The sequence below is a fragment of the Blautia schinkii genome, from assembly GCF_013304825.1.
In the GTDB taxonomy this organism is placed as follows: domain Bacteria; phylum Bacillota; class Clostridia; order Lachnospirales; family Lachnospiraceae; genus Blautia_A; species Blautia_A schinkii_B.
Map to the genome: position 1 here is coordinate 138114 of NZ_JAAWUO010000007.1, position 16369 is coordinate 154482.

15 protein-coding genes are annotated in these 16369 nt (G+C 44.4%); 1 reads left to right on the forward strand and 14 read right to left on the reverse strand.

Features of this window, described 5'->3' with window-relative positions; all coding sequences use genetic code 11:
* Positions 1–59 precede the first annotated feature (59 nt).
* From HFM85_RS07280 to HFM85_RS07295, 4 genes are read right to left on the reverse strand one after another with little or no spacing between them, the layout of a single operon-like run.
* Complete coding sequence (locus tag HFM85_RS07280) at positions 60–854, reverse strand: immunoglobulin-like domain-containing protein (protein WP_173737551.1); 795 nt, start codon at positions 852–854, stop codon at positions 60–62.
* Positions 855–906: 52 nt separating this feature from the next.
* On the reverse strand, positions 907–1641 hold the full coding sequence (locus HFM85_RS07285; RefSeq protein WP_173737550.1) for a YveK family protein: 735 nt from the start codon (positions 1639–1641) through the stop codon (positions 907–909).
* 12 nt (positions 1642–1653) lie between these two features.
* A complete protein-coding gene (locus HFM85_RS07290; RefSeq protein ID WP_173737549.1) occupies positions 1654–2370 on the reverse strand; it encodes a CpsB/CapC family capsule biosynthesis tyrosine phosphatase in 717 nt (238 codons plus the stop codon).
* A gap of 36 nt (positions 2371–2406) precedes the next feature.
* Positions 2407–3138, reverse strand: a complete 732-nt coding sequence (locus tag HFM85_RS07295; RefSeq protein ID WP_173737548.1) for a polysaccharide biosynthesis tyrosine autokinase — start codon at positions 3136–3138, stop codon at positions 2407–2409.
* A gap of 331 nt (positions 3139–3469) precedes the next feature.
* On the opposite strand from HFM85_RS07295, the gene HFM85_RS07300 reads away from it, so the two are divergent.
* Positions 3470–4348: a homocysteine S-methyltransferase family protein gene (locus HFM85_RS07300; protein WP_173737547.1), complete on the forward strand. Its 879-nt coding sequence runs from the start codon at positions 3470–3472 to the stop codon at positions 4346–4348.
* Positions 4349–4493: 145 nt separating this feature from the next.
* Here the strand turns inward: HFM85_RS07300 and ptsP are convergent, their stop codons facing one another.
* The 10 genes from ptsP to HFM85_RS07350 all read right to left on the reverse strand — a co-directional run bounded on the left by ptsP (position 4494) and on the right by HFM85_RS07350 (position 16117).
* Positions 4494–6146: a phosphoenolpyruvate--protein phosphotransferase gene (gene ptsP, locus HFM85_RS07305; protein ID WP_173737546.1), complete on the reverse strand. Its 1653-nt coding sequence runs from the start codon at positions 6144–6146 to the stop codon at positions 4494–4496.
* A gap of 30 nt (positions 6147–6176) precedes the next feature.
* On the reverse strand, positions 6177–7217 hold the full coding sequence (locus HFM85_RS07310; RefSeq protein WP_173737545.1) for a polyamine ABC transporter substrate-binding protein: 1041 nt from the start codon (positions 7215–7217) through the stop codon (positions 6177–6179).
* A 34-nt stretch (positions 7218–7251) separates the two neighbouring features.
* Positions 7252–9105, reverse strand: a complete 1854-nt coding sequence (locus tag HFM85_RS07315) for an extracellular solute-binding protein (protein ID WP_173737544.1) — start codon at positions 9103–9105, stop codon at positions 7252–7254.
* A gap of 12 nt (positions 9106–9117) precedes the next feature.
* Positions 9118–9936, reverse strand: coding sequence for an ABC transporter permease (locus tag HFM85_RS07320; RefSeq protein WP_173737543.1), 819 nt, complete (start codon positions 9934–9936; stop codon positions 9118–9120).
* Entirely contained in the window at positions 9936–10982 is a 1047-nt protein-coding gene (potA, locus tag HFM85_RS07325) for a spermidine/putrescine ABC transporter ATP-binding protein (RefSeq protein ID WP_119240823.1), read from the reverse strand. The genes HFM85_RS07320 and potA overlap by 1 nt, the downstream gene beginning before the upstream one ends.
* Complete coding sequence (locus HFM85_RS07330) at positions 10979–11764, reverse strand: ABC transporter permease (protein ID WP_173737542.1); 786 nt, start codon at positions 11762–11764, stop codon at positions 10979–10981. Before HFM85_RS07330 ends, potA begins: the two co-directional genes overlap by 4 nt.
* On the reverse strand, positions 11761–12615 hold the full coding sequence (locus HFM85_RS07335) for an ABC transporter permease (RefSeq protein WP_173737541.1): 855 nt from the start codon (positions 12613–12615) through the stop codon (positions 11761–11763). The genes HFM85_RS07330 and HFM85_RS07335 overlap by 4 nt, the downstream gene beginning before the upstream one ends.
* Positions 12608–13870 (reverse strand): ABC transporter ATP-binding protein, encoded by a 1263-nt coding sequence (locus tag HFM85_RS07340; protein WP_173737540.1) that lies wholly within the window; start codon positions 13868–13870, stop codon positions 12608–12610. Before HFM85_RS07340 ends, HFM85_RS07335 begins: the two co-directional genes overlap by 8 nt.
* Positions 13871–13937: 67 nt before the next feature.
* Complete coding sequence (locus tag HFM85_RS07345) at positions 13938–15248, reverse strand: peptidase dimerization domain-containing protein (RefSeq protein WP_173737539.1); 1311 nt, start codon at positions 15246–15248, stop codon at positions 13938–13940.
* Between the two features lie 41 nt (positions 15249–15289).
* The gene (locus tag HFM85_RS07350; protein WP_173737538.1) at positions 15290–16117 is read right to left on the reverse strand and encodes an HAD family hydrolase; all 828 of its coding nucleotides are present in this window, start codon (positions 16115–16117) and stop codon (positions 15290–15292) included.
* Between the last annotated feature and the right edge of the window lie 252 nt (positions 16118–16369).

Consider the following 16369-nt stretch of genomic DNA (forward strand, 5'->3'; position numbering starts at 1 on the left):
CCTTTATTGATTTCCCTCTCCGATATTTTCTGTATCTGTCGGAGAGGGTATCTGGATTTTTATTTCACTACAACCGTGAGAATTGCTCCGTTTGAGCTGTTTCCCTGGTTGTCTACTACATAATATGTAAGCTCATAGGTTCCCGGTGTTGCGGTATTTACATCTCCGGTGATCTGGATCTTTTTGAAAAGATCACTTCTTGTCTCTGTATCATCCTGAATATCCTTGACATAGCTTAATTTATCCAGAGCTGTACCTACCGGTACTTCCACATAATATGTGGTCAGATACAGCTTGGGAGCCTGAGGGGAAAGCTGTGCAATTTTGTCTTCCTCTGTTTTCTGAGCCTGTTCCTCAGGAGTAAGATCTCCTTCTGTGGAGTCTGTAGCATCATCTGAAGAATCTGTGCTGTCTTCCTCTGAAGTATCCTCTGTATCGGAATCTGCATCCGGCTTCTCTGCCTGATCTGCATTATCAGTAAGATCTTCATTATCCACAAGTCCAAGATCAGGATTCTCTGCACTTCCGTCCTCAGCTTCCATTGTGAATTCTTTCTTGGTTACGTTGTTGCTCTTGTCCTTGGCAACAAAAATGACTGTGATCTGCTTGCCATCATTCTTCGGATACATGGTCTCTACAGTGAGAGAGTCTGTAACATCACCATCTTTATTATCCTGAGCTCTTACATCTTTAAGAAGATCTTCTGTCGTCATACCTGATGTATATTTGGTATCTTTATCTTCTGAAAATGTGATCTTCGGTCCCTCATTGTCCTCTGAACCTTTGATATATATCACGCCTGCTCCAAGACCTATACAAACGATCACAAGTAAAACAATTAAAATTTTTTTCATAGTTCTGCTTCTCCCGCACCTTTCCCAACGCCTGTTTCAGTTGTTGTTATTTTTATGCGTGACGTTTCTTTTTCTTCTTGGATTTCTTTCCTAATTTGGATACATAGGGAATTGTTCCCAGTACACTTAATCCAAGATATTTCTCTACATCTTCCGGTGTCTTCACTGTGTCATTGGTAAGATATACGATAATGACAATAGCTGCTGCCAGAAGAATTCCAAACATTCCGCCCAGCATGCCGTTCTTTGCAGCACTTGGACTTGACGGAGAATCCGGAATATTTGCAGTCTCTACTACGTTTACAGCTTTGATATCCATAACCTGCTGGATATGCTTGGATGCGATATCTCTGACTGCATTGGCAATCTCTGCCGCAGTATACGGATCCGTATCTGTAATCGTAATAGATACTACTCGTGTATCTGTCGGTGTGTCTACAGACAGCTTACTGAGAAGCTGCTCATGTGTCATATCCAGGCCAAGCTGCGCGATCACGCCCTCTGTAACTGTACGGCTTTTGATAAGCTCTGCATAATCCTTGGTCAGTGATGTACTGGTCTGGATATCCTGATTGGTCAGTGTGCTGCTGTCCTGCTTGGACAGGACAACGATCTTGGTTGTGGATTCATACTTCGGTGTGATCAGAAGCATGGTTCCCATAACAGCTACCAGGCAGAAAACAATACCGGATAAAATGATGATACCCAGTTTGCTCAGCAGTAGATGAAATACTTCTCCAAGATCGATCTCTACTTCGTCATTGTTGTTTACAGTCTGATTTTCCATTTCTACTCTCCATTACCCTGTGATTTTCCGGGGATTTCTGATAAAGATCTTCTTTACATATTCGCTCCCCATTGTCTTTTCCATTTTTGCGACACATTTGCCGATTTCTGGAATTCGTTCTGTCTTTCTGTGGCCATCTGATCCTACAAAATCCAAAAGGCCCTGTTTCATGACTTTCTTCGCAAATGTTCTGGCACCAAAGCCATCCTGTCCGCTGATGGTGTCCGCATTGACCTGGATGTATGCTCCCATCTGCTTCAGTTCCGTAAGAAAGCCAATATCATTACGTGTCGCCTTGTAACGTTCCACATGAGCGATGATCGGAATATATCCATTCATCAGAAGACTTCTGACCCGTTCTTCGATATATTTCTTCTCATCTCCGTTACTGAATTCCACAAGCACATATCTGGACCCAGCCATCGTAAGCCTTCGCCCTTTTTTAAGACATTCTACCATGTCCATGCTGGAATGAAGCTCACACCCCAGATAAAGACGCATGCCTTCTTCTCCAATATTCATGGCTGCTCTTCTCAGCTGCATAAACTGCCGGGTTACAATATTCAGATGCGGTTCGAACATATCATACCGAAAATGCGGTGTCAGGATTACATGCCGCACTCCCTCATTATATTCCTTGTTCAGCATCCACAGGGATTCCTCCGTGTTTCTTGCGCCGTCATCTACCCCGGGGAGAATATGACAATGAATATCATAAAGTCCCTTCATTAAAATAACCTGCTCATTTCTGTTCTGATGCTCTGTTTACTTGCTGCTCTCGCCATAGTCTCCATAGGAACCGTACTTGCCATATTTACCATATTTGCCATATTTGCCGTACTTTCCGTAATGGCCGTAAGTACCTGCCTTGCTGTAGTCTACCTTGTTAAGGATCGTTCCGAGGATCGGACAGTTACTCTTGGCAAGCTGATCCTTTACTTCCTGTACAAAACGATAACTGATGGTGCCTGCCTCAATAACGATCACAGATCCGTCACAGGAATCTGCTATAATGGCACTGTCGATAATGATTCCAAGCGGCGGTGTATCTACGATAACATAATCATATACGTCTCTTACCACACGGATCATGTCCTTAAATAATCTGTTTCCCAGAAGCTCTGCCGGGTTAGGCGGAACAATACCGGAAAAAATAATGTGAAACTTAGGGAGGGTGGTAGCACAGATCACGTCAGAAAGCTTGGCCTGCTTGGACAGATAATGTGCAAGTCCCATGACTTCCTGATCAACAGATACCCGCCCCATCATAACAGATTTACGGAGATCCGCATCAATAAGCAGAACGGACTTGCCGCTCTCAGCAAGAGATGCAGCCAGATTGAATGCCACACTACTCTTACCTTCATTCGGAGTACAGCTGGTAAGTGCAATGACCTTCTTATCGGCTCCGCAAAACTGGATATTGGTACGAAGTGCCTTATAAGCCTCATCCATCTGATGATCAAACTTCCAATCACTCAGTTTAACTTTAATCATAATTTTTCTTCACCTTTACCTTTATCTTCTATCTGATGACAGCCCTGCCCTCCAGGCATGTCTAATCATTATTATACAATCCACCATCCTATTGTGCAAGTTCTTTATTCGACGTAAAACACGTCAAATATGTACATTTTACCCAATTTCTTTGCTATTTTATCCCTGATAGATCAAAACAGGATAGATTATTCCGCTTTCCTGTGTTAAAATAAACCCACGGCAATGAGTGCAGCTGTTACAGGAGGAGCCATATTTGCTGCTGGCCGCATCGCGGTCCAGCACCCCATTTTGCCAACCGTGATTGGCTGCCATAAGGAGGATATAAGACATGACGAAACAGGATTTTCAGAAGCTGGCAGAGAACCATATCCTGCTGTTGGATGGTGCCACAGGCTCCAACCTGATGAAAGCAGGAATGCCAAGAGGGGTCTGCACTGAGAGCTGGGTTATTGAGCACAAGGATGTGATCCAGGCTCTCCAGAAGGGCTACATTGAAGCAGGAAGCAATATTATCTATGCGCCGACTTTCGGCGGAAACCGTGTGAATCTTACCATGCATGGACTTGAGGGTCAGATTGAAGAGATCAACCACACTCTGGCCGGCTATACCAGAGAGATCGCACCTGCGGGTGTTTATGTTGCAGGTGATATCACCACTACCGGCAAGATGATGGCACCGGCCGGTGATATGACCTATGAGAAAGCTTTTGAGACTTATCAGGAACAGATCGGTTTTCTCCGCGATGCCGGTGTTGACCTGATCGTTGCTGAGACTATGATCAATATTGAGGAGACACTGGCTGCTGTAGATGCCTGCCAGAGTGTCTGCGACCTTCCGATCATCTGCACAGTAACTGTGGAAGCTGACGGAAGTATTTTCAGCGGCGGCAATGCAGTGGAGGCTGCCATGTCTCTTGAGGCTGCAGGTGCTTCTGCTGTTGGTATCAACTGCTCTGTCGGACCTGACCAGCTGGTATCTGTTGTACGCAATATTAAAGAAAATGTTTCCATTCCGGTTATCGCCAAACCGAATGCCGGAATGCCGCAGATCGATGATCAGGGCAATGCTGTTTACAGTATGACACCTGCTGATTTTGCAGGTTATATGAAGGTACTTGTGGATAACGGTGCTTCTGTTGTTGGCGGATGCTGCGGTACCACTCCTGAGTTTATCGCAGAGACTGCACATGTGCTTGGACTTAAATAAAGAATACATATGATATAAAAACAAAAAATCCTGAGATCATCTATATATAAATAGATTTCTCAGGATTCTTTATTTTATTCATAAGTCAGGCGGATATTCGCAATTCCTGGTCTGCTTTCCATATTTCTGCTCACCGGAAAAATACTTATTTATCTTCTCTGCTTTCTTCCGTCCTGTTCACCTCATCTGCATATGCAGAACGTATCGCCTTCCTTACAGGCAGGACACATGCGGGCACAACAGAAAGTCCATCTATTCCCATCTGGATAAACTCCTCTGTAAGATTGGAATCTGCTGCCAGTTCTCCGCATATGTACACATTGCAGCCGGATCTGTGCCCTGCCTCTGTTACCATACGGATCATTTTTACCAGTGCAGGGTGATGGTCGTTATATTTATGTTTCAGAAGAAGATTCTGTCTGTCCATAGCCAGTGTGTACTGAGTCAGGTCATTGGTTCCAAGGCTCAGGAAATCCACACGTTTTCCAAGTTCTTCGCTGATCATTACAGCTGCCGGTGTCTCGATCATGATACCTGTTCGGATATTTTTATACGGGATATTTTTTTCATCAAGGCCTTTCTTAACCTCCCGGATTAGTTCTTCGATCTCGTCAAGCTCTTCCTCTGATGTGATCATCGGATACATCAGACTGATATTTCCATAAGCACTGGCGCGGTAAATAGCACGAAGCTGTGCTTTGAACATTTTTTTCCGGTCAAGGCAGAGACGGATTCCTCGATTTCCCATCATAGGATTTACTTCATCCGGAATAGCCATATAGTCTGCCTGGCGGTCTGCTCCCAGATCTACGGTACGGATTACTGCCGGACGGCCTTCCATATCTTCTGCAACTTTCTTGTAGGCGCGGAAAAGCTCATTCTCTCTCGGATAATTCTCTCTTCCAAGATACTGGAACTCACTGCGGAGAAGTCCGATTCCTGCTGCTCCGTAATAGAGCACTGTGTTCAGGTCATCCAGATTTCCGATATTAGCCAGAAGCCTGATCTCTTTTCCATCTGCTGTGACATCTTTCTGATTTCGAAGTCTCAGCAATTCTTCCCGCTCTTCTGTATCTGCCTGATGACGGATCTCATATTCCTTCAGGAGTTCCGGCTCCGGATCAATATACAGTGTTCCTGTATAGCCATCCACAATGGCCTGATGTCCGTCCCATTCCTTCCGGATCTCCACTTCCACCAGTGTGGGAATCGCCATGGATTTCGCCATAATGGAAACATGGGAAATAATGGAGCCCTGGTGCATGGCTACTGCCAGGAGGCTTGATTTGTTCATCTCCAGAAGTTCATTCGGAGAAAGCTGCTCTGATGCAAGGATCACCGGTTCGTCTCCCAGATTGATCCGCGCATGGGAACCTCCCATTGCACCGATCAGAAGTTCAGATACCTCACGGATGTTCTCAATCTGTTCCTTAACTGCCTCATCTTCCAAATTACGGAATACATTGGCAAGCTCATCCCTTGTAGTCTGGACAGCATAAGCTGCACTGACCTTCTCTGTTGTGATCATGCTCTCCACTGCCCGCTGAAAACTGCCTGCGCCAAGAAGCCTGAGCTGACGTTTCAGTGTCAGCTCCTGCTCCTTTGGAAGCGGGTAGCCATTTTTATACATGTGCTGGATCTGCTCTCTTACCGCTGTTCTTGCGTGATCCAGACGATCCAGCTCTTTTTTTACATTGTCCACCATGGACTGGCGGATCTGATATTCGCCTCTGTGATAATACAGTATTTTTCCTATGGCGATTCCGGCAAAGGCGGATGTGCCCTTATATATTTCCACCTTAAAAACCCCCTTACTGCTCTTTATGCTTTAATCGCAGGCAGCTTTGAATTCTGTCCAGATCTTGTTGTATTCCTGCTCTGCTTCCTGGCTTACATTCTCAATGCTTTCACCTTTTGTCACATCATCCGGAACAACCAGATTCTCATCTACAAGATCATCTGCCGCCTTATTTGTATTATAGTATCCAACAGAATTGATGCATTTGGCTGTTACTTCCGGCTGAAGAAGATAGTTGATAAACTCATTGGCTGCCTCAGCATTCGGTGCCTCGCTTGGGATAAAGGTTCCAAGGATTCCGAATCCAAGTCCCTCTTCCGGATAAACAACCTTGAGATCCGGGTTATCCTTCAATGCCTGTGTAACCTGTGAAGTGTAAAGGAATGCCACACTTGCCTCTCCGTTGAGCAGTGCATTCTGTGTATTGTCATCCTGAATCAGGCGGATATTCGGTGCCAGCTCCTGAAGCTTCTCTCCTGTCCTGGCGATCACGTCAACATCATCTTCATTCATGCTCTCACCCATGGAAAGCTGTGTAATTCCACAAATAACGCGATAAGCTCCAATAATGGCAACACTGTCCTCAAGAGACGGATCCCAGAGATCCTTGTATCCCTTGATATCAATATCTACCTGGTCCGGATCATAAACGATCAGCGGGATTCCTGCACCGTACGGTACCGTATACTCATCGTCCGGGTCATAGAACTGTCCCTGGAAAAGCGGATTGATGTTTCCCCAGTTGGTAATTGCATCTTTGTCAAGCTTCTGAACAAGGCCTTCCTTCACTGCACTTTCAATAATGTAGTCATCCGCAATTACCACATCATAATCACCCCCCTTTGCCTGGGAAAGCTTCTCAAGCATAGTCTCATCTGTATCAAAGTTAGAGTAAACAACCTTAGTGCCTGTTTCTTTTTCGAAGTCATCCAGCACTTCCTGCGGAACCATTCCGTCCCAGGTATAAAGTACCAGTTCATCTTTATCTTTCGCACTGACGCTGACACCTGTTGCCATAGCTGCCGTAAGTGCTGCACATAACATAACTGCTGCTGCTTTTTTCGCTCTCATAGAACCTCCTTAATTCTGTCACACTGACGTTGTCTTATTTTGCTTTTACCTTCGTCCAAAGCTCTGCAAATTTCTGCTTGATCTTTGGCTTCTGGTATCCGAAGATCTCATTCTTCGGATTGTCGATCTTCGGAATATAGGAATCGATTCCCTCGTAAGTTCCGTTCTTCATCTCCTCGAATGCACTCTTCACAGTAGAAGTATATCCTACTTCTTCAGTATTTGAAAGTGCATTTTCGTCATCCAGCATAAAATTAATGAACTCGTGTGCCAGATCTACCTCGCTGCAGTCCTTTGTGATGACCATTGCATCATACCAGGTGTTTGTTCCCTGCTGCGGAGTATAATAGTCAAGATCCTGATTTTCGCTGATAATATAAGAGGCATCTCCGGAATATACAACTGCCATCGCCTTGTTTCCTGAAATCATATTGTCGATCACATCATCTCCTGCATAGATCGGATCCATGGTATCTCTCTGATCGATCAACCAGTCATAAGCTTCCTGGATCTCATCCAGATCCTTGGTATTCATGGAATATCCCAGTGCTTTCAGAGCGATCATAAAGGAATCCCTCTCAGAATCATACATGTAAAGATTTCCTTTGTATTTTTCATCCTTAAGAATATTCCAGCCTTCCTTATCCAGGTCTTCCTGAGATACTACATTCTTATTATAAAGGATTCCTACAGTTCCCCAGAAATACGGGCAGGAATAACGGTTTCCCGGATCATAGTCCTTGTTCTTCACTTCCGGAAGAAGATTTTTCTTATTTGGGATCTTTTTCCAGTCAATAGCCTGCAGATATTCTTCTTTGATCAGACGCTCGATCATATAATCGGACGGAACCAGAACATCATAGGTCTCACCGCTGGCAAGCTTGGTATACATCATCTCGTTGGATTCGAAGGTTTCATACACAACAGTGCAGTTATATTCTTTTTCGAACTTATCCAGCAGGCTCAGGTCCATATATTCACCGGCATTGTAAACTCGCAGTATATGGCTTCCCTGGCTTACGATCGTCCACTTTCCCATAACGATCACAAAAATCACTGCTGTCACTGCTGCCACGATCCTTCTTGTACGTGGCTTCATCTTTTTTGCAGCGGAAGCCTGGAGCTTTGGAAGCACCAGATTTCCCAAAAGCAGCACCACCACAATGACTACGATAACGATGGTAGACAGAGCATTGATGGTCGGATTGATACGCTTCGTCATATTATATACAACAATGGAGATATTTTTTACTCCGTTTCCTGAAACAAAGTAGGAAATTACGAAATCGTCAAAGGACATGGTAAATGCCAGCAGCGCCCCCGCAAAAATCCCCTCTTTGATCATTGGCACGATAACTTTCGTCAGAGCCTGATATGGAGTTGCTCCAAGATCCATTGCAGCGTTGGCAAGATTCGGGTCCAGGCTTCGCACTTTCGGATATACACTCGTGATAACATACGGCGTACAGAACGCGATATGCGCCAGAAGCATGGTCAGATAACCTTTCGTCATTCCCAGAGAAGAAAACAGAAGCATCAGGCCGATAGCTGTTACTATCTCGGGATTCAGTATTGGAAAATTATTAATTGTGAGAACCAGCTCCTTGAGCACTTTTCTGGATTTCGAAAGGCCGATAGCCGTGATGGTTCCCAGTACTGTGGAAATGATCGTTGCCAGGATCGCAATAGACACGGAAACATATACTGCCTTGCTGATTTCCATATTATTTATCAGCTCACCATACCAGCGCAGGGAAAATCCTGTAAATCTTGTCAGCGACTTGGATGAGTTAAAGGAAAAGATCATCGTCACAAGGATGGGCAGGTAAAAAAACGCCAGGCACAGCACTACGTATAATTTTGAAAATATGGTATTTTTTCTTTTCATCTCCTGCCTCCTTTAATCGTCCTGTTTGTCCATCTTCTTCATCAGGCTCATAAAGATCAGGATGATCACAGCCAGGATCAGAGAGATGGCACTTCCGAAGTTCCAGTCGCCGACGGAGATAAACTGCGACTCGATCAGGTTACCGATGAGCATGTACTGGCCGCCGCCGAGAAGTTTCGGAATTACGAAAGTTGAGATGGACAAAAGGAATACCATCATAACACCATTGACAACACCCGGCATGGAAAGCTTCCAAGTTACTTTCCAGAAAGTCTGGAACGGATTTGCCCCAAGGTCATTCGCCGCCTCGATCAGTGACTTGTCCATTTTACTTAAAGATGTATGGATCGGAATGATCATAAACGGCATAAAGTTACAGACAAGACCTACGATAACGGAAAAATCTGTATACATCATGGTGATCGGTGAGATTCCCAGCATTTTCAGAAGATTGTTCACCAGACCATTATCAGAAAGAATGTTCATCCATGCATAAGTACGCAGAAGCATGTTGATCCACATGGGGATCGTAACCATCAGTATGAGAAAGCTCTGCACCTTTTCGGAATATTTTGAAATAATGTATGCTAGGGGATATCCGCATACAAGACAGATCAATGTTGTCAGGATGCCCAGGCGAAAAGATTTCAGGATCACACTTAAATAGGTAGTTTCCAGAAATTTCCCAAAATTCGCCCATGTGAAATGCAGGGTAAGTACCTCGTTTCCATCGGATGTAAAGGCATAAAGCACGATCAGGATCAGCGGTACAACGATCAGAATCGCTGCCCAGATGATGTACGGCTTAATGAGATGCTTAAACTGTTTCATTAGTATCCTCCCATTCTGCACATAACATGGATGTCCTCAGGACCGAATTTCAGTCCAACCTCACGTCCTACTGCTGCGTAATCCGTAGTGTGTACCATGTATGTGCGAAGCTCCGTCTCGATCAGTATCTCATAATGAACGCCCTTGAACGTAATGTTCCGTACGGTACCTCTGATCTTGGCCTGATCCGGCTCCACGATATCCAGATCCTCCGGACGAAGAACCACCTCAATGGCTTCGTTGTCCTCGAATCCTTTATCTACACATTCAAACCGGAAGCCATCAAATTCCACCAGGAAATCTTTGATCATAGTTCCTTCTATAATATTGGACTCTCCGATAAAGCCTGCCACAAAACGGTTCTCCGGCTCATTGTAGATATCTGTCGGGCTCCCGATCTGCTGAATTTCACCATTGTTCATGACAACTACGGTATCAGACATGGAAAGTGCCTCTTCCTGGTCATGGGTGACATAGATAAATGTGATTCCTACTTCTCTTTGGATTTTTTTCAGCTCGATCTGCATCTGCTTGCGGATTTTTGCATCCAGAGCACCAAGCGGCTCATCCAGAAGAAGGACTTTCGGCTCATTGACAAGTGCTCTCGCAATGGCAACTCGCTGCTGCTGGCCGCCGGAAAGAAGGGTGACATCTCTTTTTTCGAAGCCCTCCAGACCTACCATCTTCAGCATTCTTTTTACTTTCTGCTCGATCACGGATTTATCCACTTTTTTCAGGTTCAGGCCGAAACCGATGTTGTCCATAACATTGAGATGCGGAAACAGTGCGTATTTCTGGAATACAGTGTTGATTTCTCTCTTATATGGAGGAAGCTTGGATATCTCAATACCGTTAAAAAGCACCTCTCCGCCGCTTGGCTCCTCAAAGCCTGCGATAATTCTTAAGGTTGTTGTTTTTCCACAGCCGCTGGGTCCCAGAAGCGTAAGGAATTCGTTTTCGTGGATGTCCAGGTTGATACCACGAAGCACCTGCTGGTCATCAAAGTTTTTTGTGAGATTCTTTAACTCGATCAGTTTATTGCTCATCTCTTATTCCCCTTCCCGCGTTTTCCAAGGATCAGATACACAGCCAGCACAAGAAGGATCGCTCCCAGCATGATCGTGCAAAGTGCATTAATCTCCGGCGTAACGCCTGTTTTCATCTGTGTGTAAACTTTTATCGGCAGCGTGGATACACGCGGACCTGTAACAAAAATGCTGATCACCACATCATCCATGGACATGGCAAAGGCCAGCAGAGAGCCGGATATGACAGCCGGCATGATCAGCGGCAGGGTAATGTCCCAAAATGCCCTGAAAGAACCTGCACCAAGATCTCTGGCTGCCTCCTCAAGAGATGGGTCCATTCCCACAAGCCTTGCTTTTACTTCCATTAATATATAGGGTACACAGAAAACCGTGTGTCCGATGAGAAGTGTCAGCATTCCAAATGGCAGATGCAGCATGTAAAAAAACGCCATCAGCACCATTCCAAGGATTATCTCAGGGATCATCAGCGGCAGAATGGAAATATACTCCATCACTCCTTTTGTTTTCCAGTGGATCCTGGAAAGTCCTACAGCCCCCAGTGTTCCGATCACCGCAGATACCCCACAGCTGGATACCGCAAGGATCAGACTGTTTTTCAATGCCTGGATCATGTCTCTGTCCTGAAAAAGTTCCTGATACCATTTCATTGAAAATCCGGTGAACCGAACCGGAAGTCTTGCTTCATTAAAAGAAAATACAACTACCACTCCAATAGGCAGATACATGAGAAAAAACAGGATTCCCAGATATAAACCCGAAAGCTTTGAATTCTTTTTCATCCGATTCCCTCCAGTTCCTTTACATTAGTGATCTTACGATACACCACGATCATAAGTGTGGTAAGTACCATCAATACAACAGCAAGTGCCGCTGCAAACGGCCAGTTGTTTCCTCTTGTCATCTGCTCCTGTATCAGACTTCCAACCAGTACGATCTTGTTTCCGCCAAGGATATCTGCAATAAAGAACAGGCCCATGGATGGGATAAACGTGAGGATCACTCCGGAAAGAAGTCCTGGCAGTGTCAGCTTAAAGGTAACACTCCAGAATGCCTGCCATCTGCCGGCTCCAAGATCTCTGGCGGCTTCGATCAATGACCAGTCCAGCTTCTCCGCACTGGAATATACAGATAAAGCCATAAACGGCAGCAAAACATAAACCATGCCGATAACAATAGCAGGATAACTGTACAGAATCTTCAGTGGTTCCTGTATCAGCCCCAGTTTCATTAAAATATAGTTCAGAAGACCTTTTTTCTGGAGAATGATGATCCAGCCATAAAGCCGGATCAGGGAGTTCACCCAGAAAGGCAGCATCAGAAACAGCATGGCAAGCTTCTTTTTTCCCTCGGAAAGTTTCGCCATAAAATAGCCGAAAGGGTAACCGATCAGACAGATGATCAGTGTACTGGTGATGGCAAGGCGAAAAGATCCTGTAAAAGTCTGCAGGTATACAGGCTCCAGGATCTGTTTGTAATTATCCAGAGTAAATTTCCAGTTTACGCCGTATCCGCCGTCTGCTGTGGAAAAGCTTAAGGCGATCACATACAGGAGTGGCAGGGCTACGAAGATCAGGGTAAAAATGTACAATGGCAGGATCATCCATACGGAGCCTGCGCCACGCTTACGCATGGGTGCCTCCTGTTGTGCTTTGGTTATCTCTCTGAGCTTTCTGCGTGTTTGTTTCTGCGTTTGCTTCGGGTCTGTCTACAAGAACCGCATCGGAAGGCTTAAAACAGCAGCGTACTGTTTCACCTACATTTACGTTTGTGTCGATACCGTAGCGGCTTGCTATGATCTCCTGGCCTTCGGTTGTTTTCAATACTACACGAAGCTGACCGCCTGCGAACGTTTTTTCTGTTACTATGGCGGTGAGACCATAAATATTACCAGTTGAGTTTGTATTATCCATGTGCTTCTGTGTGCCTTCATGTGCATTTTTCTCTGCACATTCGTTTTCTTTTTCCTGTAGATTACCCTGTATGTTTTTTACGGTTTCTTCAAAGCGGATATTTTCACTTCGTACCGCGATCCTGACGGTTTCACCTGGCTGCGGCATATTTTCTTCTAATACTGGCAAAACCTGCACTTCTCCACTTTCTGTTATTATTGTGATCTGATGGTCTTTATTATCTGCCGGCTCTTTTACAACACCTTTCAGAATATTTGCATTACCTACAAAAGTCGCAACATAGCTGGTTTTCGGATGATTATATATTTCATCCGGTGTTCCGATCTGCTCAAAACGTCCGTGGTTCATCACTGCGATCGTGTCCGACATATTGATGGCTTCTTCCTGATCGTGGGTAATGTAAATAAATGTAATTCCAAGCTTCTTCTGCAGGTGCTTCAGCTCATGCTGCATGGCTCGCCTCAGCTGCAAATCCAGTGCCCCCAGCGGCTCGTCCAGAAGAAGGACTTCCGGGTTATTCACCAATGCCCTGGCAATCGCTACTCGCTGCCGCTGGCCGCCGGAAAGTTCCGATGGCTTTCTTTTTTCAAATCCTGTAAGCTGCACAAGTTCCAGCATTTCCTTTACTCTGCGGCTGATCTCAGCTTTTGGCGTTTTCTTTAATTTCAACCCATAACCGATATTGTCCGCCACATTCATATGTGGAAAAAGTGCGTAATTCTGGAACACTGTGTTCACGTTTCTGCGGTTAGGTTCCAGTCCTGTCACATCTTTCCCATTCAGAAAAACCTGCCCGGAATCCGGCTGTTCCAGCCCCGCGATAATGCGCAATGTAGTGGTTTTACCACAACCGGAAGATCCCAGCAGTGTAACAAATTCGCCTTTTTTTGCCGTAAGGCAGATGCCATCCAGGACGTCCTCCCCATCCTGGAAGCTCTTTTTTATGTTTTTGAGTTCTAATGAAATTTCGGACATTTAATTCTCCTTGTCTTTTTTTAAACGAACTTATGATAGCCTTCATGACTTACGAATATCCGCTTAATTACTCATTCTCAGAAAAATTATCCCGTATATACTGGCAATAGCTTTCTTTATTAAATACAGGTTTAAATTCCCGACAGATTTTCTTTGCTTCTTTTGCCTGATCACGGAGAAGGTGATATATTGTCAGAGCCAGAAGCTTAGCTGGTTTAATATATGCCAGTTCTTCATCTGTGATCTGGAAATCTGCTCCGTGAAGTTTTCCTTCAAATCCTCCGAATGTAAAATTCAGTACAGGGAATAGATGAGTCAGGTCTCCTACATCTGTGCAAGCATTGTTGAAATCCGAAGGCCTGGAGCATCGGTATGTAGCATCCAGAAGTTCCACAGATTCTTTCATAACTTCATCTGCACCCCTGTGAATGACCGGCATATATCCCTGCAAAGGCTCTCTTTTAATCTTACCGCCGAAAGCGTAGGCTGCACCATCATAAGCCCGGTCCATTTTTTCCTGAGTGGCGCGGATCGCTTCCAGGGATGCTGCACGGACTTTTGTCTCGATCACGGCCTCGTCCGGAACTGCATTGATCACATCACCGGCTTTGCGTATCACATTATGAAGACGCACATGATCTTCCTCCCGGAAAGTTTCACGCATCAAGCCCATCATCTGAATCGCACTTGAAGTAATACTTAATGCATTGACTCCATCCCAGGGATCAATGGCTGCATGCGCTGCTTTTCCTCTTACTGTAACGCGCTCTGCTGAAAATCCATTGCAGGCTGCATTTCCCAGATAAAAATCTTCTTCCACCGGCATCATATGCACATGAGTTGTCATAATAATGTCTGAATGATCAAATTCTCCCAGACGGATCAGCTCGCTTTTTCCAGATGCCGGAAAGCCGATTCCTTCTTTTCGAAGGCGTACACGTTTGTCTGCATCTATATATTCTTCCGCCGGAACGGCAAAAAAAGATACGGACCCAGACAGAGAGGCTTGAACCTCCTCATTGGTCAGTGCCAATGCTGCGCCGATCATGGCTGCAATCTGTGCGTGGTGTCCGCATGCATGTGCTGTCCCGTTTACGGGATCAGCCATCGGATGCGACTTGCATCCAATTGCGTCAAGTTCTCCGATAATAGTAATGTTTGGTCCGTCCTGTTCCATCCACTCTGCACGAACCCCTGTGCGTGCAAGTCCTCCATGTACGCGAAGTCCCAGACCACGCAAAAAAGCCGCTACGTGTGCGGCTGTTCTCTCTTCATAAAACCCCGGCTCCGGATGACTCTGGATATCCTTCGCAAGGGCTATGATTTCTTCTCTGTGTTCATCTATAATCTGAATGATTTTTTCTTCAATATGATTCATGTCTTATAACTTCCATTTTCCGCAGGTTAAGCTATATGATATCATAAAACAGTTGGTTTGGAAATAGATATTTTTTGGAGATATTTCGCTACTCCGTCGTTTTCATTGGATTCTATGATTCCGGTTGCCATATCTTTCAGTTCTTTTACTGCATTTTCCACTGCATAGGCTTCATCCGCTATTTCAAACATATCAATATCATTTTTTCCATCACCAAAAACAACTAATCTGTCACATTCCAGTTTTTGTTTTAGCTGCAAAGCAGCCTGCGCTTTGGATGCTTTTTGCGGCATGATTTCCAGCCACTGCTCGCCTGTATAGATATCTTGCTGATAAACAACGTGATATTTATTTTTGTATTTATGATAAAATGGTTCAAGCTTTTCCGACTTATCAATGCAGGTGATATAAAAAAGATTTCCATACATCAGTTCAGATTCTGTAGTTACAATATTCGTACGTTTGTCGCCCTTCCGGCTGTTCAAAAATGCCTTCATTCCACTTGTAGCCTTTGCCGGTATGTAAGAAAATTTTTCAATATCATTCTGATATGAATATATAATCGGATATATTTTGTGTGCAAAAAGATCTTTCAATACCTCATATATATCATCTTCAAAATAATTGGCAATGAGGATTTCTTCTGTTACATTATCTTTCACAAATGCCCCGTTGTATATAATTAGCGGAAAATGTGTGTTAAGACCTTCTGTTACTTTTTTCGATGTATTTAATGATCGGGCTGTTGCATAGGAAAAAAACAGGCCTGAAGAAGTTAAAGCATTGATTGTTTTTATTGTATATGGAGATAAAGTTTCATTTTTTCGTAAAAGAGTTCCGTCAAGATCTGATACGTATAATGTTTTCATAAATAAATCCTTTCGTTTTACTGTAGACAAAGAAACTTTTTTCAGTCGACAGGGAAATTGATGATAAATCATTTTTTTATTATAGCACAAAAAAAGTGGCTGTTTAAGCCACTTTTCACGATTGTATATTCAAAACTACATACATGGTTTGGTGATGATTGTTAATCGTATTTCGAATCAATTTTAACCTGCGTTTCTTGGTCAAGCCCTCACCCGATTAGTAACAGTCAGCTCCATGTGTTACCACACTTC

Coding starts and splice junctions, on each gene's coding strand:
- HFM85_RS07290 (WP_173737549.1), bottom strand. CDS start 2,370: ATGAAGGGACTTTATGATATTCATTGTCATATTCTCCCCGGGGTAGAT.
- HFM85_RS07330 (WP_173737542.1), bottom strand. CDS start 11,764: ATGAAAAAGAATTCAAAGCTTTCGGGTTTATATCTGGGAATCCTGTTT.
- HFM85_RS07335 (WP_173737541.1), bottom strand. CDS start 12,615: ATGCGTAAGCGTGGCGCAGGCTCCGTATGGATGATCCTGCCATTGTAC.
- HFM85_RS07285 (WP_173737550.1), bottom strand. CDS start 1,641: ATGGAAAATCAGACTGTAAACAACAATGACGAAGTAGAGATCGATCTT.
- HFM85_RS07280 (WP_173737551.1), bottom strand. CDS start 854: ATGAAAAAAATTTTAATTGTTTTACTTGTGATCGTTTGTATAGGTCTT.
- HFM85_RS07310 (WP_173737545.1), bottom strand. CDS start 7,217: ATGAGAGCGAAAAAAGCAGCAGCAGTTATGTTATGTGCAGCACTTACG.
- HFM85_RS07300 (WP_173737547.1), top strand. CDS start 3,470: ATGACGAAACAGGATTTTCAGAAGCTGGCAGAGAACCATATCCTGCTG.
- HFM85_RS07295 (WP_173737548.1), bottom strand. CDS start 3,138: ATGATTAAAGTTAAACTGAGTGATTGGAAGTTTGATCATCAGATGGAT.
- potA (WP_119240823.1), bottom strand. CDS start 10,982: ATGAGCAATAAACTGATCGAGTTAAAGAATCTCACAAAAAACTTTGAT.
- HFM85_RS07345 (WP_173737539.1), bottom strand. CDS start 15,248: ATGAATCATATTGAAGAAAAAATCATTCAGATTATAGATGAACACAGA.
- HFM85_RS07320 (WP_173737543.1), bottom strand. CDS start 9,936: ATGAAACAGTTTAAGCATCTCATTAAGCCGTACATCATCTGGGCAGCG.
- HFM85_RS07350 (WP_173737538.1), bottom strand. CDS start 16,117: ATGAAAACATTATACGTATCAGATCTTGACGGAACTCTTTTACGAAAA.
- HFM85_RS07315 (WP_173737544.1), bottom strand. CDS start 9,105: ATGAAAAGAAAAAATACCATATTTTCAAAATTATACGTAGTGCTGTGC.
- HFM85_RS07340 (WP_173737540.1), bottom strand. CDS start 13,870: ATGTCCGAAATTTCATTAGAACTCAAAAACATAAAAAAGAGCTTCCAG.